Origin of the sequence: Bacteroides sp. 3_2_5 (assembly GCF_000159855.2) — a bacterium.
GTDB classification, from domain to species: domain Bacteria; phylum Bacteroidota; class Bacteroidia; order Bacteroidales; family Bacteroidaceae; genus Bacteroides; species Bacteroides fragilis.
The window spans coordinates 21,967-41,925 of record NZ_JH636046.1 but is presented as its reverse complement, the minus strand read 5'-3'; the positions used below and the strand labels follow the sequence as shown (position 1 = coordinate 41,925).

At 39.9% G+C, this 19,959-nt stretch carries 36 protein-coding genes; all 36 read left to right on the top strand.

Annotation, left to right across the window (positions count from 1 at the left end):
* The first annotated feature begins 88 nt into the window (after positions 1-88).
* The 36 genes from BSHG_RS01835 to BSHG_RS02005 all read left to right on the top strand — a co-directional run bounded on the left by BSHG_RS01835 (position 89) and on the right by BSHG_RS02005 (position 19,943).
* Entirely contained in the window at positions 89-400 is a 312-nt protein-coding gene (locus BSHG_RS01835; RefSeq protein WP_005791533.1) for a DUF3467 domain-containing protein, read from the top strand.
* A gap of 247 nt (positions 401-647) precedes the next feature.
* Positions 648-1,049, top strand: a complete 402-nt coding sequence (gene rpsL, locus BSHG_RS01840) for a 30S ribosomal protein S12 (protein WP_005675419.1) — start codon at positions 648-650, stop codon at positions 1,047-1,049.
* 159 nt (positions 1,050-1,208) lie between these two features.
* Positions 1,209-1,685: a 30S ribosomal protein S7 gene (gene rpsG / locus BSHG_RS01845; RefSeq protein WP_005791536.1), complete on the top strand. Its 477-nt coding sequence runs from the start codon at positions 1,209-1,211 to the stop codon at positions 1,683-1,685.
* Positions 1,686-1,738: 53 nt separating this feature from the next.
* A complete protein-coding gene (gene fusA / locus BSHG_RS01850; RefSeq protein WP_005791539.1) occupies positions 1,739-3,856 on the top strand; it encodes an elongation factor G in 2,118 nt (705 codons plus the stop codon).
* Positions 3,857-3,937: 81 nt separating this feature from the next.
* The gene (gene rpsJ, locus BSHG_RS01855; RefSeq protein ID WP_005782187.1) at positions 3,938-4,243 is read left to right on the top strand and encodes a 30S ribosomal protein S10; all 306 of its coding nucleotides are present in this window, start codon (positions 3,938-3,940) and stop codon (positions 4,241-4,243) included.
* An 18-nt stretch (positions 4,244-4,261) separates the two neighbouring features.
* Positions 4,262-4,879 (top strand): 50S ribosomal protein L3, encoded by a 618-nt coding sequence (gene rplC / locus BSHG_RS01860; RefSeq protein WP_005782189.1) that lies wholly within the window; start codon positions 4,262-4,264, stop codon positions 4,877-4,879.
* Entirely contained in the window at positions 4,879-5,505 is a 627-nt protein-coding gene (rplD, locus tag BSHG_RS01865; RefSeq protein ID WP_005782191.1) for a 50S ribosomal protein L4, read from the top strand. Before rplC ends, rplD begins: the two co-directional genes overlap by 1 nt.
* A gap of 16 nt (positions 5,506-5,521) precedes the next feature.
* Entirely contained in the window at positions 5,522-5,812 is a 291-nt protein-coding gene (gene rplW / locus BSHG_RS01870) for a 50S ribosomal protein L23 (RefSeq protein ID WP_005791542.1), read from the top strand.
* 5 nt (positions 5,813-5,817) lie between these two features.
* On the top strand, positions 5,818-6,642 hold the full coding sequence (gene rplB, locus BSHG_RS01875) for a 50S ribosomal protein L2 (RefSeq protein ID WP_005791545.1): 825 nt from the start codon (positions 5,818-5,820) through the stop codon (positions 6,640-6,642).
* 20 nt (positions 6,643-6,662) lie between these two features.
* The gene (rpsS, locus tag BSHG_RS01880) at positions 6,663-6,932 is read left to right on the top strand and encodes a 30S ribosomal protein S19 (protein WP_005782197.1); all 270 of its coding nucleotides are present in this window, start codon (positions 6,663-6,665) and stop codon (positions 6,930-6,932) included.
* Positions 6,933-6,967: 35 nt separating this feature from the next.
* Positions 6,968-7,378: a 50S ribosomal protein L22 gene (gene rplV, locus BSHG_RS01885; protein ID WP_004291236.1), complete on the top strand. Its 411-nt coding sequence runs from the start codon at positions 6,968-6,970 to the stop codon at positions 7,376-7,378.
* 5 nt (positions 7,379-7,383) lie between these two features.
* A complete protein-coding gene (gene rpsC / locus BSHG_RS01890) occupies positions 7,384-8,118 on the top strand; it encodes a 30S ribosomal protein S3 (RefSeq protein ID WP_005782201.1) in 735 nt (244 codons plus the stop codon).
* Between the two features lie 23 nt (positions 8,119-8,141).
* Positions 8,142-8,576 (top strand): 50S ribosomal protein L16, encoded by a 435-nt coding sequence (gene rplP / locus BSHG_RS01895; protein ID WP_005791549.1) that lies wholly within the window; start codon positions 8,142-8,144, stop codon positions 8,574-8,576.
* A 5-nt stretch (positions 8,577-8,581) separates the two neighbouring features.
* Positions 8,582-8,779 carry a 50S ribosomal protein L29 gene (gene rpmC, locus BSHG_RS01900; protein ID WP_005782204.1) on the top strand — a complete coding sequence of 66 codons (198 nt, stop codon included), beginning with the start codon at positions 8,582-8,584 and terminating at the stop codon, positions 8,777-8,779.
* Positions 8,776-9,045, top strand: a complete 270-nt coding sequence (rpsQ, locus tag BSHG_RS01905; protein ID WP_008770213.1) for a 30S ribosomal protein S17 — start codon at positions 8,776-8,778, stop codon at positions 9,043-9,045. Before rpmC ends, rpsQ begins: the two co-directional genes overlap by 4 nt.
* Positions 9,046-9,047: 2 nt before the next feature.
* Positions 9,048-9,413 (top strand): 50S ribosomal protein L14, encoded by a 366-nt coding sequence (gene rplN, locus BSHG_RS01910; protein WP_004296340.1) that lies wholly within the window; start codon positions 9,048-9,050, stop codon positions 9,411-9,413.
* A gap of 20 nt (positions 9,414-9,433) precedes the next feature.
* The gene (gene rplX / locus BSHG_RS01915; RefSeq protein ID WP_005791554.1) at positions 9,434-9,754 is read left to right on the top strand and encodes a 50S ribosomal protein L24; all 321 of its coding nucleotides are present in this window, start codon (positions 9,434-9,436) and stop codon (positions 9,752-9,754) included.
* Entirely contained in the window at positions 9,754-10,311 is a 558-nt protein-coding gene (gene rplE / locus BSHG_RS01920) for a 50S ribosomal protein L5 (RefSeq protein WP_008661390.1), read from the top strand. Before rplX ends, rplE begins: the two co-directional genes overlap by 1 nt.
* Positions 10,312-10,317: 6 nt before the next feature.
* Complete coding sequence (rpsN, locus tag BSHG_RS01925) at positions 10,318-10,617, top strand: 30S ribosomal protein S14 (RefSeq protein WP_008661388.1); 300 nt, start codon at positions 10,318-10,320, stop codon at positions 10,615-10,617.
* Between the two features lie 54 nt (positions 10,618-10,671).
* A complete protein-coding gene (gene rpsH, locus BSHG_RS01930) occupies positions 10,672-11,067 on the top strand; it encodes a 30S ribosomal protein S8 (protein WP_005782213.1) in 396 nt (131 codons plus the stop codon).
* A gap of 15 nt (positions 11,068-11,082) precedes the next feature.
* Entirely contained in the window at positions 11,083-11,652 is a 570-nt protein-coding gene (gene rplF / locus BSHG_RS01935) for a 50S ribosomal protein L6 (protein WP_005791561.1), read from the top strand.
* Positions 11,653-11,673: 21 nt separating this feature from the next.
* Complete coding sequence (gene rplR / locus BSHG_RS01940; RefSeq protein WP_005791562.1) at positions 11,674-12,018, top strand: 50S ribosomal protein L18; 345 nt, start codon at positions 11,674-11,676, stop codon at positions 12,016-12,018.
* 5 nt (positions 12,019-12,023) lie between these two features.
* Positions 12,024-12,542, top strand: a complete 519-nt coding sequence (rpsE, locus tag BSHG_RS01945) for a 30S ribosomal protein S5 (RefSeq protein ID WP_005791564.1) — start codon at positions 12,024-12,026, stop codon at positions 12,540-12,542.
* Between the two features lie 10 nt (positions 12,543-12,552).
* Positions 12,553-12,729, top strand: a complete 177-nt coding sequence (gene rpmD, locus BSHG_RS01950) for a 50S ribosomal protein L30 (RefSeq protein ID WP_004296332.1) — start codon at positions 12,553-12,555, stop codon at positions 12,727-12,729.
* Positions 12,730-12,759: 30 nt separating this feature from the next.
* On the top strand, positions 12,760-13,206 hold the full coding sequence (gene rplO / locus BSHG_RS01955) for a 50S ribosomal protein L15 (protein ID WP_005804135.1): 447 nt from the start codon (positions 12,760-12,762) through the stop codon (positions 13,204-13,206).
* A gap of 4 nt (positions 13,207-13,210) precedes the next feature.
* Positions 13,211-14,557 carry a preprotein translocase subunit SecY gene (gene secY / locus BSHG_RS01960; RefSeq protein WP_008661383.1) on the top strand — a complete coding sequence of 449 codons (1,347 nt, stop codon included), beginning with the start codon at positions 13,211-13,213 and terminating at the stop codon, positions 14,555-14,557.
* A gap of 14 nt (positions 14,558-14,571) precedes the next feature.
* On the top strand, positions 14,572-15,369 hold the full coding sequence (gene map, locus BSHG_RS01965; RefSeq protein ID WP_005791569.1) for a type I methionyl aminopeptidase: 798 nt from the start codon (positions 14,572-14,574) through the stop codon (positions 15,367-15,369).
* 3 nt (positions 15,370-15,372) lie between these two features.
* Complete coding sequence (gene infA / locus BSHG_RS01970) at positions 15,373-15,591, top strand: translation initiation factor IF-1 (RefSeq protein ID WP_002558052.1); 219 nt, start codon at positions 15,373-15,375, stop codon at positions 15,589-15,591.
* Positions 15,592-15,599: 8 nt separating this feature from the next.
* Positions 15,600-15,716 (top strand): type B 50S ribosomal protein L36, encoded by a 117-nt coding sequence (gene ykgO / locus BSHG_RS22660; RefSeq protein ID WP_002558051.1) that lies wholly within the window; start codon positions 15,600-15,602, stop codon positions 15,714-15,716.
* Positions 15,717-15,749: 33 nt separating this feature from the next.
* On the top strand, positions 15,750-16,130 hold the full coding sequence (gene rpsM, locus BSHG_RS01975) for a 30S ribosomal protein S13 (protein ID WP_002558050.1): 381 nt from the start codon (positions 15,750-15,752) through the stop codon (positions 16,128-16,130).
* A gap of 11 nt (positions 16,131-16,141) precedes the next feature.
* Positions 16,142-16,531, top strand: coding sequence for a 30S ribosomal protein S11 (rpsK, locus tag BSHG_RS01980; protein WP_004296327.1), 390 nt, complete (start codon positions 16,142-16,144; stop codon positions 16,529-16,531).
* Between the two features lie 119 nt (positions 16,532-16,650).
* The gene (rpsD, locus tag BSHG_RS01985; RefSeq protein WP_008661380.1) at positions 16,651-17,256 is read left to right on the top strand and encodes a 30S ribosomal protein S4; all 606 of its coding nucleotides are present in this window, start codon (positions 16,651-16,653) and stop codon (positions 17,254-17,256) included.
* Between the two features lie 11 nt (positions 17,257-17,267).
* The gene (locus BSHG_RS01990; protein WP_005782229.1) at positions 17,268-18,260 is read left to right on the top strand and encodes a DNA-directed RNA polymerase subunit alpha; all 993 of its coding nucleotides are present in this window, start codon (positions 17,268-17,270) and stop codon (positions 18,258-18,260) included.
* 3 nt (positions 18,261-18,263) lie between these two features.
* A complete protein-coding gene (gene rplQ, locus BSHG_RS01995) occupies positions 18,264-18,749 on the top strand; it encodes a 50S ribosomal protein L17 (RefSeq protein WP_005791577.1) in 486 nt (161 codons plus the stop codon).
* 138 nt (positions 18,750-18,887) lie between these two features.
* Positions 18,888-19,295, top strand: coding sequence for a hypothetical protein (locus BSHG_RS02000; protein WP_032497113.1), 408 nt, complete (start codon positions 18,888-18,890; stop codon positions 19,293-19,295).
* A gap of 108 nt (positions 19,296-19,403) precedes the next feature.
* A complete protein-coding gene (locus tag BSHG_RS02005; protein ID WP_005791581.1) occupies positions 19,404-19,943 on the top strand; it encodes a hypothetical protein in 540 nt (179 codons plus the stop codon).
* Positions 19,944-19,959 lie beyond the last annotated feature (16 nt).

Below are 19,959 nucleotides of genomic sequence, written 5' to 3'. Positions count from 1 at the left end.
GAAAAGAGTGCAAGGCATTTGTCTTTACTATAAAACATAATCTGTATCTTTGTAGCAGAAGAATTAGAATCAATCAATAATAAAAGATATGGAAAATCAAAATCCCGATAATCAATTACAAATAGAATTAAAAGAGGAAGTGGCTCAAGGAACCTATGCGAATCTGGCTATCATTACACATTCAAGTTCGGAGTTTGTACTCGACTTTGTGCGTGTATTGCCCGGGTTGCCAAAAGCAGGGGTACAGTCGCGTGTGATTCTTGCTCCCGAACATGCCAAACGTTTGCAAAGGGCGCTTGAAGAAAATATAGCTAAATATGAACGTGCATTCGGTCCTATCCGATTGCAGGAAGACGGAGTGGATACTCCTCCTATATTAGATATAAAAGGAGAAGCCTGAAAATAAAAAGGGTGTAGCCATCCGGTGCGATGGGTGTAGCCATTCGAGAGGGAGGGTGTAGCCTTAATGTACGGATGGCTACACCTAAAAATCTTTCTGATGAAATGATTTTCCGGAAATAAGCTCTTAAAAATTAAAAAAAAGATGTAGTGCATTGATTATTCAAATATTATTCGTATTTTTGCAGCCCAAAATGTATAGTTACGAAATTAATATAACAATAATATAAATTAAAAAACAATTTAAAATGCCTACAATTCAGCAATTAGTAAGAAAAGGACGCGAAGTGCTGGTCGAGAAAAGTAAATCTCCGGCCTTGGATTCTTGTCCTCAAAGACGTGGCGTTTGCGTGAGAGTATATACTACTACTCCGAAAAAGCCGAACTCTGCAATGCGTAAAGTAGCTCGTGTGCGTTTGACTAACCAGAAAGAGGTGAACTCTTACATTCCGGGAGAAGGACACAACTTGCAGGAGCACTCAATCGTACTGGTTCGCGGTGGTCGTGTGAAAGACCTTCCGGGTGTACGTTACCACATCGTTCGCGGTACTCTTGATACAGCAGGTGTAGCCGGACGTACTCAGAGACGTTCTAAATACGGAGCTAAGCGTCCGAAACCGGGACAAGCAGCACCGGCTAAGAAGAAATAATCCGGAGTGATTCCGAATTCGATTTATTTTAATTAAAAGTAATAACTTTCGTTTTAGTTTGTTGGAATAAGCTATAAAGGTTGAGTAAATTCCCCGGAGGGGGAGTTGAAGACGTCAAGAAATAGACAACCAAGAACAAAAACATTATTTTTCGAACAAATGAGAAAAGCAAAACCAAAAAAACGCGTTATCCTTCCGGATCCCGTGTTCAATGACCAGAAGGTTTCTAAATTTGTAAACCATCTGATGTATGATGGAAAGAAGAACACTTCTTATGAAATCTTTTACGCTGCACTGGAAACAGTAAAAGCAAAACTTCCTAACGAAGAAAAAACTGCTCTTGAAATCTGGAAGAAAGCGTTAGATAACGTAACTCCTCAAGTTGAAGTAAAATCACGCCGTGTGGGTGGTGCAACTTTCCAGGTTCCTACCGAAATTCGCCCGGATCGTAAAGAATCAATCTCAATGAAGAACCTGATTCTGTTCGCTCGCAAGAGAGGCGGTAAATCTATGGCTGATAAATTGGCTGCTGAAATCATGGATGCATTCAATGAACAAGGCGGTGCTTTCAAACGTAAAGAAGATATGCACAGAATGGCTGAAGCTAACCGTGCATTTGCTCATTTCAGATTCTAATTACTATAAGAAATACCTATTTGATTAAAAACTTAAAGTAAAGGAAAAAGAAAATGGCAAAGAATGATTTACATTTGACTCGTAATATCGGTATCATGGCTCACATCGATGCCGGAAAGACAACAACTTCTGAACGTATCCTGTTCTACACCGGATTGACTCACAAAATCGGAGAGGTACACGATGGTGCTGCAACAATGGACTGGATGGAGCAAGAGCAGGAACGTGGTATTACTATCACTTCTGCCGCTACAACTACTCGTTGGAAGTATGCTGGTGATACTTATAAAATCAACCTGATTGACACTCCGGGACACGTGGACTTTACTGCTGAGGTAGAACGTTCACTTCGTATCCTTGATGGTGCTGTTGCTGCTTACTGTGCTGTAGGTGGTGTAGAACCTCAGTCGGAAACTGTATGGCGTCAGGCTGACAAATATAACGTACCGCGTATCGCTTACGTTAACAAAATGGACCGTTCGGGTGCTGACTTCTTTGAAGTTGTTCGCCAGATGAAGGCTGTTTTGGGTGCAAATCCGTGTCCGGTTGTTATTCCTATCGGTGCAGAAGAAAACTTCAAAGGATTGGTTGATCTGATCAAAATGAAAGCTATCTACTGGCACGATGAAACAATGGGTGCTGACTATACCATAGAAGAAATTCCTGCTAATCTCGTTGACGAAGCCAACGAATGGAGAGATAAAATGCTTGAAAAAGTAGCTGAATTTGATGATGCGTTGATGGAAAAATACTTTGATGATCCTTCTACTATTACAGAAGAAGAAGTATTGAGAGCTCTTCGCAATGCAACTGTTCAGATGGCTGTAGTTCCGATGTTGTGCGGTTCTTCATTCAAGAATAAGGGCGTACAGACTTTGCTTGACTATGTTTGTGCTTTCTTGCCTTCTCCGTTGGATGCTGAAAACGTAGTTGGTACAAACCCTGATACCGGTGCCGAAGAAGATCGTAAACCGAGCGAAGACGATAAAACTTCAGCTTTGGCATTTAAGATCGCTACTGACCCGTATGTAGGACGTTTGACTTTCTTCCGTGTATACTCTGGTAAGATTGAAGCCGGTTCTTATATCTACAACTCTCGTTCAGGTAAGAAAGAACGTGTTTCTCGTCTGTTCCAGATGCACTCAAACAAACAGAATCCGGTAGAAGTGATTGGTGCCGGTGATATTGGTGCCGGTGTAGGTTTCAAGGATATTCACACTGGTGATACACTGTGTGACGAAACAGCTCCGATCGTTCTTGAGTCAATGGACTTCCCGGAACCGGTAATCGGTATTGCTGTGGAACCGAAAACTCAGAAGGATATGGACAAACTGTCTAACGGTTTGGCTAAACTGGCTGAAGAAGACCCGACATTCACAGTGAAAACTGACGAACAGACAGGTCAGACAGTTATTTCTGGTATGGGTGAGCTTCACTTGGATATCATTATCGACCGTCTGAAACGTGAATTCAAAGTAGAATGTAACCAGGGTAAACCTCAGGTTAACTACAAAGAGGCTATCACTAAGACAGTTAACTTGCGTGAGGTTTATAAGAAACAATCTGGTGGTCGTGGTAAGTTCGCTGATATTATTGTGAACATCGGCCCGGTTGATGAAGACTTTACTCAAGGTGGTCTGCAGTTCGTTGATGAAGTGAAGGGTGGTAACATTCCTAAGGAATTCATTCCTTCAGTTCAGAAAGGTTTCCAGACTGCAATGAAGAATGGTGTGCTGGCTGGCTATCCGCTGGATTCATTGAAAGTGACTTTGGTCGATGGTTCATTCCACCCGGTTGACTCTGACCAGTTGTCTTTCGAAATCTGTGCTATCCAGGCATATAAGAATGCTTGTGCTAAGGCAGGTCCTGTATTGATGGAGCCTATCATGAAGCTGGAAGTCGTTACTCCGGAAGAAAACATGGGTGACGTTATCGGTGACTTGAACAAACGCCGTGGCCAGGTTGAAGGTATGGAGTCAAGCCGTTCAGGAGCCCGTATCGTAAAAGCAATGGTTCCGTTGGCAGAAATGTTCGGTTACGTAACCGCGTTGCGTACTATCACTTCTGGTCGTGCCACTTCATCAATGGTATACTCTCATCACGCTCAGGTTTCTAGCTCTATCGCTAAAGCGGTATTGGAAGAAGTAAAAGGACGTGCTGATTTACTCTAAAATATCTTAAGCAGCAGGCTAGCGAATGACTCTTAGCCTGCCGCTTTATCTTATTTATAAATTTATTAATTAAAAGAACTAATGAGTCAGAAAATTAGAATTAAACTGAAATCTTACGACCACAACTTGGTTGACAAATCAGCTGAGAAGATCGTTAGAACAGTGAAGGCTACCGGTGCTATTGTTAGCGGACCGATTCCCCTTCCGACGCACAAGCGTATCTTTACAGTAAACCGCTCTACTTTCGTTAACAAGAAATCAAGAGAGCAGTTTGAACTTTCTTCATTCAAGAGACTGATCGATATCTATAGCTCAACAGCTAAGACTGTAGATGCTCTGATGAAGTTAGAGTTGCCGAGTGGTGTAGAAGTAGAAATTAAAGTGTAGTATTTAAAAATTAGTGAAATGCCAGGATTATTAGGAAAAAAAATCGGAATGACATCCGTTTTCAGTGCCGATGGTAAGAATGTACCATGCACTGTTATCGAAGCAGGTCCTTGTGTTGTTACTCAGGTAAAGACCGTAGAGAAAGATGGCTATGCAGCCGTTCAGTTGGGTTTCCAGGACAAAAAGGAAAAACATACAACTAAACCGTTGATGGGTCACTTCAAAAAGGCTGGAGTAACACCGAAGAGACACTTGGCCGAGTTCAAGGAATTTGAAAACGAGTTAAATCTGGGTGATACTGTTACAGTAGAACTGTTCGACGGCGCAGACTATGTAGACGTTGTTGGTACTTCTAAAGGTAAAGGCTTCCAGGGTGTAGTTAAAAGACATGGCTTTGGTGGTGTAGGTCAATCTACTCACGGTCAGCACAACCGTGCCCGTAAACCGGGTTCTATCGGTGCTTGTTCGTATCCTGCAAAAGTGTTCAAAGGAATGCGCATGGGCGGACAAATGGGTGGCGACAGAGTTACTGTTCAAAACTTACAGGTATTAAAAGTAATCGCGGAACACAATCTTCTTTTGATCAAGGGTTCTGTACCGGGTTGCAAAGGTTCAATCGTATTAATTGAAAAATAATGGAAGTTAACGTATATAACATTAAAGGTGAAGACACTGGAAGAAAGGTTACGTTAAACGAATCTATCTTCGGAATTGAGCCCAATGACCACGCTATCTATCTGGACGTAAAGCAATTTATGGCTAACCAGCGTCAGGGTACTCACAAGTCAAAAGAGAGAAGCGAAATCAGCGGATCTACTCGTAAAATCGGTCGTCAGAAAGGTGGCGGCGGTGCTCGTCGTGGTGACATGAATTCACCGGTACTCGTAGGTGGTGGACGTGTATTTGGTCCTAAACCAAGAGACTACTACTTCAAGCTGAATAAAAAAGTTAAGACATTGGCTCGTAAGTCAGCTTTGTCGTATAAAGCTCAGGACAACGCAATCGTAGTGGTAGAAGACTTCAACTTTGAGGCTCCGAAGACTAAGGTTTTCGTTGAAATGACAAAAAATCTTAAAGTTTCTGACAAAAAACTGCTTGTAGTTTTACCAGAAGCAAATAAAAATGTATATTTGTCAGCTCGTAACATCGAAGGTGCTAACGTTCAGACTATCTCAGGATTAAATACTTACAGAGTATTGAATGCTGGGGTTGTTGTGCTTACTGAAAGCTCTTTGAAGGCTATTGACAATATCTTAATCTAAAAAGGAGGCTTAAATAATGGGAATTATTATTAAACCGTTGGTGACAGAGAAAATGACTGCAATAACTGATAAGCTGAATCGTTTCGGCTTTATTGTACGTCCTGAAGCTAATAAACTGGAAATTAAGAGTGAAGTTGAAGCCCTTTATAATGTTACGGTAGTTGATGTGAATACTGTGAAGTATGCTGGCAAAAATAAGAGCCGTTATACAAAAGCAGGTATCATCAATGGTCGTACGAACGCTTTTAAGAAAGCCATCGTGACATTGAAAGAAGGAGATACTATTGATTTTTATAGCAATATTTAATAAAAATGGCAGTACGTAAATTTAAGCCCACAACACCGGGGCAAAGACATAAGATTATTGGTACTTTCGAGGAAATTACTGCATCAGTACCAGAAAAGTCGCTTGTATATGGTAAAAAATCATCTGGCGGTCGTAACAACGAAGGTAAGATGACAATGCGCTACTTAGGTGGCGGTCATAGAAAAGTGATCAGAATTGTCGATTTCAAGAGAAATAAAGACGGTGTTCCGGCAGTTGTAAAAACGATCGAATACGATCCGAACCGTTCGGCTCGTATCGCATTGTTATTTTATGCTGATGGTGAAAAAAGATATATTATTGCTCCCAATGGATTGCAAGTTGGTGCGACTTTGATGTCGGGAGAGAACGCTGCGCCTGAGATTGGTAATGCGCTTCCGCTTCAGAATATCCCGGTCGGTACAGTAATTCACAACATTGAATTGCGTCCGGGTCAGGGTGCTGCTCTGGTTAGATCAGCAGGTAACTTCGCTCAGCTGACTTCAAGAGAAGGTAAGTATTGTGTAATCAAATTGCCTTCAGGTGAAGTAAGACAAATACTTAGCACTTGTAAAGCTACTATCGGTAGTGTTGGTAACTCAGATCATGGATTGGAAAGCTCAGGTAAGGCAGGTCGCTCTCGTTGGCAGGGCCGTCGTCCTCGCAACCGTGGTGTTGTTATGAACCCGGTTGATCACCCGATGGGTGGTGGTGAAGGACGTGCTTCCGGAGGTCACCCAAGATCTCGTAAGGGATTGTACGCTAAGGGACTTAAGACTAGAGCTCCGAAGAAACAATCGTCTAAGTACATTATTGAGAGAAGAAAAAAGTAATCTGATTAATTGAGTAAACTATGAGTCGTTCATTAAAAAAAGGTCCATATATTAACGTAAAACTCGAAAAGAAAGTGCTTGCTATGAATGAATCAGGCAAGAAAGTTGTCGTTAAGACTTGGTCCAGAGCTTCAATGATTTCGCCTGATTTTGTAGGCCATACAGTTGCAGTTCACAACGGAAATAAATTTATTCCTGTATATGTTACCGAAAATATGGTAGGTCACAAGTTGGGTGAATTCGCTCCAACTCGTACATTCAGAGGACACGCTGGTAACAAGAAAAAATAACAGGATTTATCTGAAATAATAAAGTAATAAATATAATGGGAGCAAGAAAAAAAATATCGGCTGAAAAGAGAAAAGAAGCCCTTAAAACCATGTATTTTGCTAAATTGCAAAATGTTCCTACTTCTCCTCGTAAGATGCGTCTCGTGGCTGACATGATTCGTGGGATGGAAGTGAACAGAGCACTTGGCGTTTTGAAGTTTTCTTCAAAAGAAGCAGCTGCAAGAGTGGAAAAATTGTTGCGCTCTGCAATTGCTAACTGGGAGCAGAAAAACGAACGTAAAGCTGAAAGTGGCGAATTATTCGTAACGAAGATTTTTGTTGATGGTGGTGCTACACTCAAAAGAATGAGACCGGCTCCGCAGGGAAGAGGATACAGAATTCGCAAACGTTCAAATCACGTAACATTGTTCGTTGGTTCTAAAAGTAATAACGAAGATCAAAATTAAGGTAGATGGGACAAAAAGTTAATCCAATAAGCAACCGTTTAGGAATTATCAGAGGATGGGATTCTAACTGGTATGGTGGAAATGATTACGGTGACTCTTTGCTGGAAGATAGCAAGATCCGTAAATATCTTAATGCAAGACTTGCGAAAGCAAGTGTATCAAGAATCGTAATTGAACGTACGCTGAAGCTCGTTACTATTACTGTTTGCACTGCTCGTCCGGGTATTATTATCGGTAAAGGTGGCCAGGAAGTTGATAAGTTGAAGGAAGAGTTGAAAAAGGTTACCGACAAAGATATTCAAATCAATATCTTTGAAGTGAAAAGACCGGAACTGGATGCTGTGATTGTTGCTAACAACATCGCTCGTCAGGTAGAAGGTAAAATTGCCTATCGCCGTGCCATTAAAATGGCTATCGCAAATACAATGCGTATGGGTGCGGAAGGTATCAAAATTCAGATTTCAGGACGTTTGAATGGAGCTGAAATGGCCCGTTCTGAAATGTATAAGGAAGGAAGAACTCCGTTGCACACTTTCAGAGCAGACATCGACTATTGCCATGCAGAAGCATTGACAAAAGTGGGTCTTCTCGGTATTAAAGTTTGGATCTGTAGAGGTGAAGTTTTTGGTAAGAGAGAATTAGCTCCCAACTTTACACAAAGCAAAGAGAGTGGTCGTGGAAACAATGGTGGAAACAACGGCGGCGGAAAGAACTTCAAAAGAAAGAAAAATAATCGCTAAACGAATTTGAATTTTAGGAAACTATGTTACAACCGAAAAAGACAAAATTCAGAAGACAACAAAAGGGCCGCGCTAAAGGTAATGCACAGAGAGGCAACCAGCTCGCTTTTGGATCTTTTGGTATTAAGGCTTTAGAAACTAAATGGATCACAGGCCGACAGATTGAAGCTGCTCGTATTGCAGTGACAAGATATATGCAACGTCAGGGACAGATTTGGATTCGTATTTTCCCGGATAAACCGATTACTAGAAAACCTGCTGATGTACGTATGGGTAAAGGTAAGGGTAGCCCCGAAGGATTCGTGGCTCCGGTTACACCAGGTAGAATTATTATTGAAGCTGAAGGAGTATCTTACGAGATCGCGAAAGAAGCTTTGCGTTTGGCAGCTCAGAAACTTCCGATTACTACGAAGTTTGTCGTGAGACGTGATTATGATATTCAAAATCAAAATGCGTAAGGTTTATGAAAATTGCAGAAATTAAAGAAATGTCTACTAATGATTTGGTAGAAAGAGTAGAAGCAGAAGTGGTTAATTACAACCAAATGGTTATCAATCATTCTATTTCTCCTTTGGAAAATCCTGCGCAGATCAAACAATTACGCAGGACGATTGCGCGTATGAGAACAGAGTTACGCCAAAGAGAACTTAACAATAAATGATCAGCTTGATGGAAGCAAGAAATTTAAGAAAAGAAAGAACAGGGGTTGTGCTGAGCAATAAGATGGAAAAAACCATTACCGTTGCTGCTAAGTTCAAGGAAAAACACCCTATATATGGTAAGTTCGTTAGCAAAACGAAGAAGTACCATGCTCACGATGAAAAGAATGAATGCAATGTAGGTGATACTGTACGCATCATGGAAACTCGTCCTTTGAGCAAGACTAAAAGATGGAGATTAGTAGAAATAATTGAAAGAGCTAAGTAATTATGATACAAGTAGAATCCAGACTTACAGTATGTGACAACAGTGGAGCTAAAGAAGCCCTGTGTATCCGCGTTTTGGGTGGTACAGGTCGTCGTTACGCTTCAGTGGGGGATGTTATTGTCGTTTCTGTAAAGAGCGTCATCCCTTCAAGTGATGTTAAAAAGGGTGCAGTGTCAAAAGCTTTGATCGTACGTACTAAGAAAGAGATCCGTCGTCCCGATGGTTCTTATATACGTTTTGATGATAATGCTTGCGTGTTGTTGAATAATGCAGGTGAAATTAGAGGTAGTCGTATTTTCGGTCCTGTAGCAAGAGAACTTCGTGCTACAAACATGAAAGTTGTGTCACTTGCGCCTGAGGTACTTTAATTTTGTAAAAGATTTAAGTAATGAGTAAATTACATATTAAAAAAGGCGATACAGTTTACGTAAATGCTGGTGAAGACAAAGGTAAAACTGGTCGTGTATTGAAGGTTCTTGTTAAAGAAGGACGTGCAATAGTTGAAGGTATCAATATGGTATCTAAAAGCACAAAACCAAATGCAAAGAACCCGCAGGGTGGTATAGTTAAGCAGGAAGCTCCTATCCACATTTCAAACTTGAATCCGGTTGATCCAAAAACTGGTAAAGCAACGCGTGTTGGTAGAAAAGTAAGTTCTGAGGGAACTTTAGTGCGTTATTCTAAAAAATCAGGAGAGGAGATTAAGTAATGAGTAATACTGCAAGCCTTAAGAAAGAATATGCAGAGCGCATTGTTCCTGCATTGAAGTCACAATTCCAGTATTCTTCTACAATGCAGATACCCGTACTTAAGAAGATTGTTATCAATCAGGGTTTAGGTATGGCTGTTGCTGATAAGAAGATTATTGAAGTGGCAATCAACGAAATGACAGCTATCACTGGTCAGAAGGCCGTAGCTACTATTTCGCGTAAAGATATCGCTAACTTTAAGTTGCGTAAGAAAATGCCGATCGGAGTTATGGTAACTCTGCGTCGTGAAAGAATGTACGAATTCCTGGAAAAATTGGTTCGTGTGGCTTTGCCGCGTATCCGTGACTTCAAAGGTATTGAAACTAAGTTCGATGGTAAGGGTAACTATACCCTTGGTATTCAGGAACAAATCATTTTCCCTGAAATTAATATCGATAGTATTACCAGAATTCTCGGAATGAATATTACCTTTGTAACCTCTGCGCAAACAGATGAAGAAGGTTATGCCTTATTGAAAGAATTCGGTTTACCGTTTAAAAACGCTAAAAAAGACTGATAAATTATGGCAAAGGAATCAATGAAAGCACGCGAAATAAAGCGTGCTAAATTAGTAGCCAAATATGCCGAAAAGAGAGCTGCCTTGAAGCAGATTGTGAGAACCGGAGGTCCTGCTGAAGCTTTTGAAGCTGCACAGAAATTACAGGAGCTTCCTAAGAATTCTAATCCGATTCGTATGCACAATCGCTGTAAATTGACTGGTCGTCCTAAAGGATACATCCGTCAGTTCGGTGTTTCAAGAATCCAGTTCCGTGAGATGGCATCTAATGGGCTGATCCCAGGTGTTAAGAAAGCAAGCTGGTAAATATATTGTTTAAATATTGTCAGGGTAGTCCTGATTAATTTAATTATTTTTTATATGACTGATCCAATAGCAGATTATTTGACGAGGTTAAGGAACGCAATTAATGCAAAGCACAGAGTTGTAGAAGTTCCTGCTTCAAATTTGAAAAAAGAAATCACTAAGATTCTTTTTGAAAAAGGCTACATCCTTAATTATAAGTTTGTAGAAGATGGTCCTCAAGGAACTATTAAAGTTGCCTTGAAGTATGATTCTGTTAACAAAGTTAACGCAATCAAAAAACTTGAAAGAATATCTTCTCCGGGTATGCGTCAGTATACTGGTTACAAAGATATGCCGCGTGTTATTAATGGTTTGGGTATTGCTATAATATCTACTTCCAAAGGTGTAATGACAAACAAAGAAGCTGCTGAACTGAAAATCGGTGGTGAAGTATTGTGTTATGTATATTAATAGGAGGAAAAAGCAATGTCAAGAATAGGAAAATTACCCATTAGTATTCCCGCTGGAGTAACAGTTACTCTGAAAGATGATGTGGTTACCGTAAAAGGACCCAAAGGTGAACTTAGCCAGTATGTGAACCCGGCTATCAATGTTGCTATTGAAGATGGACACATCACTTTAACTGAAAACGAAAATGCAATGCTGGATAATCCCAAGCAGAAACATGCATTTCACGGTTTGTATCGTTCGTTAGTACACAACATGGTTGTTGGTGTTTCTGAAGGATATAAGAAAGAATTGGAGCTTGTTGGTGTTGGTTACCGTGCTTCTAATCAAGGAAATATCATTGAATTAGCATTAGGATATACACACAATATCTTTATACAGTTGCCTCCTGAAGTCAAAGTAGAGACAAAATCAGAAAGAAATAAGAATCCTCTTATTCTTTTAGAGTCTTGTGACAAACAATTGCTTGGTCAAGTTTGCTCTAAGATACGTTCTTTCCGTAAGCCCGAACCGTATAAAGGTAAAGGTATTAAGTTTGTTGGCGAGGAAATTCGCAGAAAGTCTGGTAAATCAGCCGGTGCTAAGTAATTTACGTAAATTTGTATTATTATGACAACAAAAATAGAAAGACGAATTAAGATCAAATATAGAGTACGCAATAAAGTGTCAGGTACTGCTGCACGTCCGCGTATGAGTGTATTTAGAAGTAACAAGCAAATCTATGTCCAGATTATCGACGATTTGTCTGGTAAGACATTGGCTGCTGCCTCTTCACTGGGTATGACTGAGAAGTTGCCTAAGAAAGAAGTTGCTGCTAAAGTGGGTGAGATTATTGCGAAAAAAGCTCAGGAAGCAGGTATTACGACTGTTGTTTTCGACCGTAATGGTTACTTGTATCATGGGAGAGTAAAAGAAGTAGCTGATGCTGCTCGTAACGGTGGACTTAAATTTTAATCATTATGGCAGGAGTTAATAATAGAGTTAAGATTACTAACGATATAGAACTGAAAGACAGATTAGTTGCTATTAATCGTGTTACTAAAGTAACCAAAGGTGGTAGAACTTTTAGTTTCTCTGCAATTGTAGTTGTAGGTAACGAAGAAGGTATTATCGGTTGGGGACTTGGTAAAGCTGGTGAAGTAACAGCAGCTATCGCTAAAGGTGTTGAATCGGCTAAGAAAAATCTGACAAGAGTGCCTGTACTGAAAGGTACTGTTCCTCACGAACAGTCAGCTAAGTTTGGTGGTGCTGAAGTATTCATCAAACCTGCTTCTCACGGTACTGGTGTTGTAGCCGGTGGTGCTATGCGTGCCGTATTGGAAAGTGTTGGTGTAACTGACGTTTTGGCTAAATCAAAAGGATCTTCAAATCCGCATAACCTTGTAAAAGCCACTATCATGGCTTTAGGCGAGATGCGTGATGCAAGAATGATTGCTCAGAACAGAGGAATTAGTGTTGAAAAAGTATTTAGAGGATAAGGAGGGAGATATGTCAACTATAAAGATCAAACAAGTTAAAAGTAGAATTGGTGCTCCGGCTGATCAGAAAAGAACTCTTGATGCACTGGGACTTCGCAAATTGAACCGTGTGGTTGAACACGAAAGCACTCCTTCAATTCTTGGAATGGTAGATAAGGTTAAACACTTGGTTGCCATTGTTAAGTAATTATTTGTTGAATATAAAACGAATTACAATATGAACTTAAGTAATTTAAAACCTGCAGAAGGCTCTACTAAAACAAGAAAAAGAATCGGACGTGGTCCGGGTTCTGGCTTAGGAGGTACTTCTACAAGAGGTCATAAAGGTGCTAAATCAAGATCTGGATACTCTAAGAAAATCGGTTTTGAAGGTGGTCAGATGCCTCTTCAACGTCGAGTACCTAAATTTGGTTTTAAGAACATCAATAGAATTGAATATAAAGCTATTAACTTAGAAACAATCCAGAAATTAGCTGAAGCTAAGAAGTTGGAAAAAGTAGGTGTTAATGACTTTATTGAAGCTGGATTCATTTCTTCAAGCCAGTTGGTTAAAGTATTAGGTAACGGAACTTTGACTGCTAAGCTGAGTGTAGAAGCTCACGCATTCTCTAAGAGTGCAGTTGCTGCTATCGAGGCTGCTGGTGGAAATGTAGTAAAACTCTGATTCAATGAGAAAAGCTATTGAAACATTAAAGAATATATGGAAAATTGAGGATCTGAGACAACGGATCCTCATTACCATATTGTTTGTGGCGATTTACCGTTTCGGTTCGTACGTCGTGCTTCCTGGAATCAACCCGGGTATGCTGACACAATTGCATCAACAAACAAGCGAGGGCCTTTTAGCCTTGTTAAACATGTTCTCAGGAGGAGCATTTTCTAATGCATCTATTTTCGCATTAGGAATTATGCCTTATATCTCTGCATCAATCGTTATCCAGTTGCTGGGAATCGCTGTGCCGTATTTTCAGAAACTTCAGCGAGAGGGAGAAAGTGGCAGAAGAAAGATGAATCAATATACTCGTTATTTGACGATTGCTATTTTGTTGGTTCAGGCCCCTTCTTATTTGCTCAATCTTAAAATGCAGGCTGGACCTTCCTTAAATGCTTCATTAGATTGGACTCTGTTCATGGTTACTTCTACCATTATTTTGGCAGCTGGAAGTATGTTTATCCTGTGGCTTGGTGAAAGAATCACAGATAAAGGTATTGGTAATGGTATTTCATTTATTATCTTGATTGGTATTATCGCTCGTCTTCCGCAGTCATTATTCCAGGAGTTGATTTCCCGTATGACCGACAAGACTGGTGGTTTGATCATGTTCTTATTTGAAATAGTATTCCTGCTGATCGTAATTGCCGGAGCTATTCTTTTGGTACAAGGTACAAGAAAAATTCCTGTACAGTATGCAAAGAGAATCGTTGGTAATAAACAGTATGGCGGTGCAAGACAGTACATTCCTTTGAAAGTGAATGCTGCCGGTGTAATGCCTATCATTTTTGCCCAGGCAATTATGTTTATTCCGATCACTTTCATTGGTTTTTCTAACACTAACAATGTGAGTGGTTTCGTTCATGCATTTACTGACCATACGAGTTTCTGGTATAATTTTGTTTTTGCAGTAATGATTATCTTATTTACGTACTTCTATACTGCGATTACCATTAACCCGACTCAAATGGCCGAGGATATGAAGAGAAATAATGGTTTCATTCCGGGAATTAAGCCAGGTAAGAAAACTGCTGAGTATATCGATGATATCATGTCACGTATTACTTTGCCGGGTTCTTTCTTTTTGGCTTTCATTGCTATCATGCCCGCATTTGCCGGTATCTTTGGTGTGAAGGCTGAGTTTGCTCAATTCTTCGGTGGTACGTCTCTGTTAATTCTTGTAGGTGTTGTTTTGGATACACTGCAACAAATCGAAAGTCATTTGTTGATGAGACATTATGATGGTTTGTTGAAGTCTGGTCGTATCAAAGGACGCACCGGTAGTAGTGTAGCTGCATATTAATTCTTTGAGTAGAAATGATATTTCTTAAAACTGAAGATGAAATAGAGCTGCTCCGTCAGAGTAACTTACTTGTTGGTAGAACGTTGGCTGAAGTTGCCAAACTTGTGAAACCGGGAGTTACCACTAAAGAGCTGGATAAGGTAGCGGAAGAGTTTATCAGAGATCATGGTGCTGTTCCTACCTTTAAAGGTTTTCCCAATCAATATGGAGATCCGTTTCCTGCCTCTTTATGCACATCGGTTAATGAACAGGTAGTGCATGGCATTCCGGGAGATATCGTGTTGAAAGACGGTGATATTGTATCGGTCGACTGTGGTACCTACATGAATGGTTTCTGTGGTGATTCAGCTTATACCTTTTGCGTTGGTGAAGTGGACGAAGAAGTTCGTCAGTTGTTGAAGGTAACTAAAGAGGCGTTGTATATTGGCATTCAAAATGCTGTGCAGGGAAAAAGAATCGGTGATATCGGATATGCTATTCAGCAATATTGTGAGTCCCATTCTTATGGTGTTGTGCGTGAATTTGTCGGTCATGGTATTGGTAAAGACATGCACGAAGACCCTCAGGTACCGAATTATGGTAAAAGAGGATACGGAACACTTTTAAAGAAAGGTCTTTGCATTGCGATTGAACCGATGATTACGCAAGGTGACCGACAAGTTATTATGGAACGTGACGGATGGACAGTGAGAACCAGAGATCGGAAATGTGCCGCACACTTTGAACATACCATTGCGGTAGGTGCAGGCGAGGCTGATATTCTGTCATCATTTAAATTCATAGAAGAAGTTTTAGGAGATAAAGCGATATAATATATGGCAAAGCAATCTGCAATAGAACAAGATGGAGTTATAGTTGAAGCATTGTCTAATGCAATGTTTCGTGTTGAATTAGAAAACGGACATGAGATTACTGCTCATATTTCTGGTAAGATGAGAATGCATTACATTAAAATCCTACCGGGTGATAAAGTCAGAGTCGAAATGTCTCCTTACGACTTATCGAAAGGAAGAATTGTATTTAGATATAAATAAAATAAGATATGAAAGTAAGAGCATCATTAAAGAAACGTACGCCAGAATGTAAGATCGTTAGACGTAATGGCCGTTTGTATGTTATTAACAAGAAAAATCCTAAGTATAAACAACGTCAAGGATAATTTATTATTTTTGCAAAAAAAATAATTTAGTATATGGCTATAAGAATAGTTGGTGTAGATTTACCTCAAAATAAGAGAGGTGAGATTGCGTTGACCTATGTATATGGAATAGGTCGTAGTAGTTCAGCAAAAATTTTAGATAAAGCTGGTGTAGACAAAGATCTGAAGGTGAAAGACTGGACAGATGATCAGGCTGCAAAGATTCGTGAGATCATCGGTGCAGAGTATAAGGTTGAAGGTGATCTTCGTTCTGAAGTACAATTGAACATTAAGCGATTAATGGATATTGGTTGCTACCGTGGTGTACGTCACCGTATTGGTCTGCCTGTAAGAGGTCAGAGCACTAAGAACAATGCGCGTACTCGTAAGGGTAGAAAGAAAACCGTTGCAAATAAGAAAAAAGCTACTAAATAATAATTGTTGATATGGCAAAAAAAACAGTCGCAGCTAAGAAGAGAAATGTTAAGGTAGATGCTAATGGACAATTGCATGTTCATTCATCTTTCAACAATATTATTGTTTCTCTTGCAAATAGTGAAGGGCAGATTATCTCTTGGTCGTCTGCAGGAAAGATGGGATTTAGAGGTTCTAAAAAGAATACTCCTTATGCAGCTCAGATGGCTGCCCAGGATTGTGCTAAAATTGCATTCGATCTTGGCCTGAGAAAGGTAAAAGCATATGTTAAAGGTCCGGGTAACGGTCGTGAATCTGCTATCAGAACGATTCATGGTGCCGGTATTGAAGTTACAGAAATCATTGACGTAACTCCGCTTCCGCATAACGGTTGTCGTCCTCCGAAAAGACGTAGAGTTTAAGATTTACCTTTAATAAAAATGATACTTGATTTTGTTTTTGGATTGCATTAATTTCTTCTCTGTAATCGCGGCTGCAACAAATTGAGTTCATGAATAAACAATTAAATATTTAAAAAGAAATGGCTAGATATACTGGACCAAAATCAAGAATAGCCCGTAAATTCGGTGAAGGTATCTTTGGAGCTGATAAAGTTTTGTCGAAGAAAAACTATCCTCCCGGACAGCACGGAAATTCAAGAAAAAGAAAAACTTCTGAATATGGTATTCAGCTTCGTGAGAAACAGAAAGCTAAATATACTTATGGAGTATTAGAAAAACAATTCCGCAACTTGTTCGAAAAGGCAGCTACAGCTAAAGGTATTACCGGTGAGGTACTTCTCCAGATGCTTGAAGGTCGTCTTGACAACATCGTGTTCCGTTTGGGGATTGCTCCTACGCGTGCAGCAGCTCGTCAGTTGGTAGGCCACAAACACATTACAGTTGATGGACAGGTAGTAAACATTCCTTCATACGTAGTTAAACCGGGTCAGTTGATTGGCGTTCGTGAAAGATCTAAATCTTTGGAAGTAATTGCTAATTCTCTCGCTGGTTTCAATCACAGCAAATATGCTTGGTTGGAATGGGATGAAGCTTCAAAGGTGGGCAAATTGCTGCACATTCCTGAAAGAGCAGACATTCCTGAAAACATTAAAGAGCATTTGATTGTTGAATTGTATTCTAAATAATAATTAATTTCATGGCGATATTAGCATTTCAAAAACCTGATAAAGTATTAATGTTGGAAGCGGATGCCAAATTCGGTAAATTCGAATTTCGTCCCTTGGAACCCGGTTTTGGTATTACCGTTGGTAATGCTTTGCGCCGTATCCTCCTTTCTTCATTAGAAGGTTTTGCTATCACCACTATCCGTATAGAAGGTGTTGAGCACGAATTTTCTAGTGTTCCTGGAGTAAAAGAGGATGTTACCAACATTATCTTGAATCTGAAACAAGTGAGATTCAAGCAAGTAGTTGAAGAATTCGAGAGCGAAAAGGTGAGCATCACTATCGAGAATTCTAGTGAATTTAAAGCAGGTGACATAGGTAAGTATTTGACTGGATTTGAAGTGTTAAATCCGGAATTAGTTATTTGTCATTTAGATTCTAAAGCAACTATGCAGATTGACATTACAATTAACAAAGGTCGTGGATATGTCCCCGCTGACGAAAACCGCGAATATTGTACCGATGTTAATGTAATTCCAATCGATTCAATCTATACGCCGATACGTAATGTTAAGTATGCTGTAGAAAACTTCCGTGTAGAGCAGAAGACTGACTACGAGAAACTGGTACTTGAAATTACTACCGACGGTTCCATTCACCCGAAAGAGGCGCTGAAAGAAGCTGCTAAAATTCTGATTTATCACTTTATGTTATTCTCTGACGAAAAAATTACTCTTGAAAGTAATGACGTTGACGGTAATGAAGAGTTTGATGAAGAAGTATTGCATATGCGTCAGCTGTTGAAAACTAAACTTGTCGATATGGATCTGTCAGTACGTGCCCTCAATTGCTTGAAGGCTGCTGATGTTGAAACATTGGGCGATTTGGTACAGTTCAACAAAACTGACCTGCTGAAATTCAGAAACTTCGGAAAGAAATCGCTTACCGAGCTTGATGATTTGCTGGAAAGTCTGAATCTGTCGTTTGGAACCGATATTTCTAAATATAAATTAGATAAAGAATAAAAAATGAGACATAATAAGAAATTCAATCATTTAGGTCGTACTGCTTCTCACAGAAGTGCTATGTTATCTAACATGGCTTGTTCTTTGATCAAGCACAAAAGAATCACTACGACTGTAGCAAAGGCGAAAGCTCTGAAGAAATTCGTTGAGCCTTTGATCACAAAGTCTAAAGAAGACACTACAAACTCTCGTCGTGTTGTATTTAGCAACTTGCAGGATAAACTCGCTGTAACAGAATTGTTCAAGGAAATCTCTGTGAAGATTGCTGACCGTCCGGGTGGTTATACTCGTATCATCAAGACTGGAAACCGTCTGGGTGACAATGCTGAAATGTGCTTCATCGAACTCGTTGACTACAACGAAAACATGGCTAAAGAGAAAGTTGCTAAGAAAGCAACTCGTACTCGTCGTTCAAAGAAAACTACTGAAGCTGCTCCTGCTGCCGAAGTACCTGCAACTGAAGAACCGAAAGCTGAATCAGCAGAATAATTCAACTATTATTCTTATAGATATAAAAAAGGCTGCTCTGAAAAGAGTGGCCTTTTTTGTTGATTTTACTAAAGATACATTAAAAACATTTGAAGGTGAACAGTCGGACTGAATAATCTGTTATATTTGCAGGCAGATATGGCAAAGTTCATTAAAATTATATTGTTCATGTTGTTTGCTGTGGCACTTCATAGTGTAGCTAACGACTATTTCGCTGAAAAACAGGCGGAACAAGATATCTATATGGCTATGTCAACAATGAAAGGGGATACGCACGAAACAGTCAGCAGTCCCCAGACACCCTATTTCCCTGATGCCGAATTGGCCGGGACCGGAATTCAGACGCATCAGATCGCAATGTCGCGCATACAGCGTATACAAGCGGCCGAATCTATTTTTTCTTTAAAAGCCCTTGCTCAAAGGCTGGCAGACCGTGATGCTGTTTTATCTCAGCATTGGGGGAAGCTTTATGAAACCACTACTTCTTATTGTTGTCATCCTGTAAGCGAATACTATGTTTTCGCTCTAAGGCGTATTATTGTATAGGAGTTTAACTTATTAGTTCTATTATTATTTTATGTTGCCGTGCCTGTTAGTTATAGGTGTGGTAGTATTTATCAGCTATTATTTACTAATAATTTAAACTTCAATATTATGACAACCCAAGCTATCGATGCAACAATTTTTGCATCTTCACACCCAGATATTGCAAAACGCACCAGTGTTTCCGGACTTATCTTCTCTTGCATTATGTTATTGGCAGGAGTGATTGCATTTGTTTCTACTTTTGAGATGGAAGACCGTTCATCGACTATCAGTATGGGACTTATGGTACTAGGCACCGCCTTGTTCTTGATTGGCGTTTTCCGGTTGTTCTGGAAATCCAAGGAGATTGTTTACTTGCCGACGGGCAGTGTTGCTAAAGAGCAAAGTATCTTTTTTGATTTGAAACATCTGGATGAATTGACAGACATGGTGAAGTCGGGTGATTTCTCTATGCAATCGACTGCCAAAGGTGGTACAAGTGGAAATCTGCGTTTAGATGTAATGCTGTCCGAAGACAGAAAGTTTGCCGCCGTACAATTGTTCCAATTTGTACCCTATACTTATAACCCGGTTACATCCGTACGTTATTTCACGAATGGTGAAGCAGCTTCTATTGCCGCTTTCCTGACTAAGACAAAAGGACACTGATTCTAATTCAAGCTTC

Excerpts from the sequence above, each read along its gene's own strand:
- rpsM (WP_002558050.1), top strand. The coding sequence starts at position 15,750 with ATGGCTATAAGAATAGTTGGTGTAGATTTACCTCAAAATAAGAGAGGT.
- BSHG_RS01990 (WP_005782229.1), top strand. The coding sequence starts at position 17,268 with ATGGCGATATTAGCATTTCAAAAACCTGATAAAGTATTAATGTTGGAA.
- BSHG_RS02000 (WP_032497113.1), top strand. The coding sequence starts at position 18,888 with ATGGCAAAGTTCATTAAAATTATATTGTTCATGTTGTTTGCTGTGGCA.
- BSHG_RS01835 (WP_005791533.1), top strand. The coding sequence starts at position 89 with ATGGAAAATCAAAATCCCGATAATCAATTACAAATAGAATTAAAAGAG.
- rpsH (WP_005782213.1), top strand. The coding sequence starts at position 10,672 with ATGACTGATCCAATAGCAGATTATTTGACGAGGTTAAGGAACGCAATT.
- rplX (WP_005791554.1), top strand. The coding sequence starts at position 9,434 with ATGAGTAAATTACATATTAAAAAAGGCGATACAGTTTACGTAAATGCT.
- map (WP_005791569.1), top strand. The coding sequence starts at position 14,572 with ATGATATTTCTTAAAACTGAAGATGAAATAGAGCTGCTCCGTCAGAGT.
- rpsC (WP_005782201.1), top strand. The coding sequence starts at position 7,384 with ATGGGACAAAAAGTTAATCCAATAAGCAACCGTTTAGGAATTATCAGA.
- rpmD (WP_004296332.1), top strand. The coding sequence starts at position 12,553 with ATGTCAACTATAAAGATCAAACAAGTTAAAAGTAGAATTGGTGCTCCG.
- rplW (WP_005791542.1), top strand. The coding sequence starts at position 5,522 with ATGGGAATTATTATTAAACCGTTGGTGACAGAGAAAATGACTGCAATA.
- rpsL (WP_005675419.1), top strand. The coding sequence starts at position 648 with ATGCCTACAATTCAGCAATTAGTAAGAAAAGGACGCGAAGTGCTGGTC.
- rplF (WP_005791561.1), top strand. The coding sequence starts at position 11,083 with ATGTCAAGAATAGGAAAATTACCCATTAGTATTCCCGCTGGAGTAACA.
- rplR (WP_005791562.1), top strand. The coding sequence starts at position 11,674 with ATGACAACAAAAATAGAAAGACGAATTAAGATCAAATATAGAGTACGC.
- rpsQ (WP_008770213.1), top strand. The coding sequence starts at position 8,776 with ATGATCAGCTTGATGGAAGCAAGAAATTTAAGAAAAGAAAGAACAGGG.
- infA (WP_002558052.1), top strand. The coding sequence starts at position 15,373 with ATGGCAAAGCAATCTGCAATAGAACAAGATGGAGTTATAGTTGAAGCA.
- ykgO (WP_002558051.1), top strand. The coding sequence starts at position 15,600 with ATGAAAGTAAGAGCATCATTAAAGAAACGTACGCCAGAATGTAAGATC.
- rpsJ (WP_005782187.1), top strand. The coding sequence starts at position 3,938 with ATGAGTCAGAAAATTAGAATTAAACTGAAATCTTACGACCACAACTTG.
- rpsD (WP_008661380.1), top strand. The coding sequence starts at position 16,651 with ATGGCTAGATATACTGGACCAAAATCAAGAATAGCCCGTAAATTCGGT.
- BSHG_RS02005 (WP_005791581.1), top strand. The coding sequence starts at position 19,404 with ATGACAACCCAAGCTATCGATGCAACAATTTTTGCATCTTCACACCCA.
- rplE (WP_008661390.1), top strand. The coding sequence starts at position 9,754 with ATGAGTAATACTGCAAGCCTTAAGAAAGAATATGCAGAGCGCATTGTT.
- fusA (WP_005791539.1), top strand. The coding sequence starts at position 1,739 with ATGGCAAAGAATGATTTACATTTGACTCGTAATATCGGTATCATGGCT.
- rplO (WP_005804135.1), top strand. The coding sequence starts at position 12,760 with ATGAACTTAAGTAATTTAAAACCTGCAGAAGGCTCTACTAAAACAAGA.
- secY (WP_008661383.1), top strand. The coding sequence starts at position 13,211 with ATGAGAAAAGCTATTGAAACATTAAAGAATATATGGAAAATTGAGGAT.
- rplC (WP_005782189.1), top strand. The coding sequence starts at position 4,262 with ATGCCAGGATTATTAGGAAAAAAAATCGGAATGACATCCGTTTTCAGT.
- rplQ (WP_005791577.1), top strand. The coding sequence starts at position 18,264 with ATGAGACATAATAAGAAATTCAATCATTTAGGTCGTACTGCTTCTCAC.
- rpsE (WP_005791564.1), top strand. The coding sequence starts at position 12,024 with ATGGCAGGAGTTAATAATAGAGTTAAGATTACTAACGATATAGAACTG.
- rpsS (WP_005782197.1), top strand. The coding sequence starts at position 6,663 with ATGAGTCGTTCATTAAAAAAAGGTCCATATATTAACGTAAAACTCGAA.
- rplN (WP_004296340.1), top strand. The coding sequence starts at position 9,048 with ATGATACAAGTAGAATCCAGACTTACAGTATGTGACAACAGTGGAGCT.
- rpsN (WP_008661388.1), top strand. The coding sequence starts at position 10,318 with ATGGCAAAGGAATCAATGAAAGCACGCGAAATAAAGCGTGCTAAATTA.
- rplV (WP_004291236.1), top strand. The coding sequence starts at position 6,968 with ATGGGAGCAAGAAAAAAAATATCGGCTGAAAAGAGAAAAGAAGCCCTT.
- rplB (WP_005791545.1), top strand. The coding sequence starts at position 5,818 with ATGGCAGTACGTAAATTTAAGCCCACAACACCGGGGCAAAGACATAAG.
- rplD (WP_005782191.1), top strand. The coding sequence starts at position 4,879 with ATGGAAGTTAACGTATATAACATTAAAGGTGAAGACACTGGAAGAAAG.
- rpmC (WP_005782204.1), top strand. The coding sequence starts at position 8,582 with ATGAAAATTGCAGAAATTAAAGAAATGTCTACTAATGATTTGGTAGAA.
- rplP (WP_005791549.1), top strand. The coding sequence starts at position 8,142 with ATGTTACAACCGAAAAAGACAAAATTCAGAAGACAACAAAAGGGCCGC.
- rpsG (WP_005791536.1), top strand. The coding sequence starts at position 1,209 with ATGAGAAAAGCAAAACCAAAAAAACGCGTTATCCTTCCGGATCCCGTG.
- rpsK (WP_004296327.1), top strand. The coding sequence starts at position 16,142 with ATGGCAAAAAAAACAGTCGCAGCTAAGAAGAGAAATGTTAAGGTAGAT.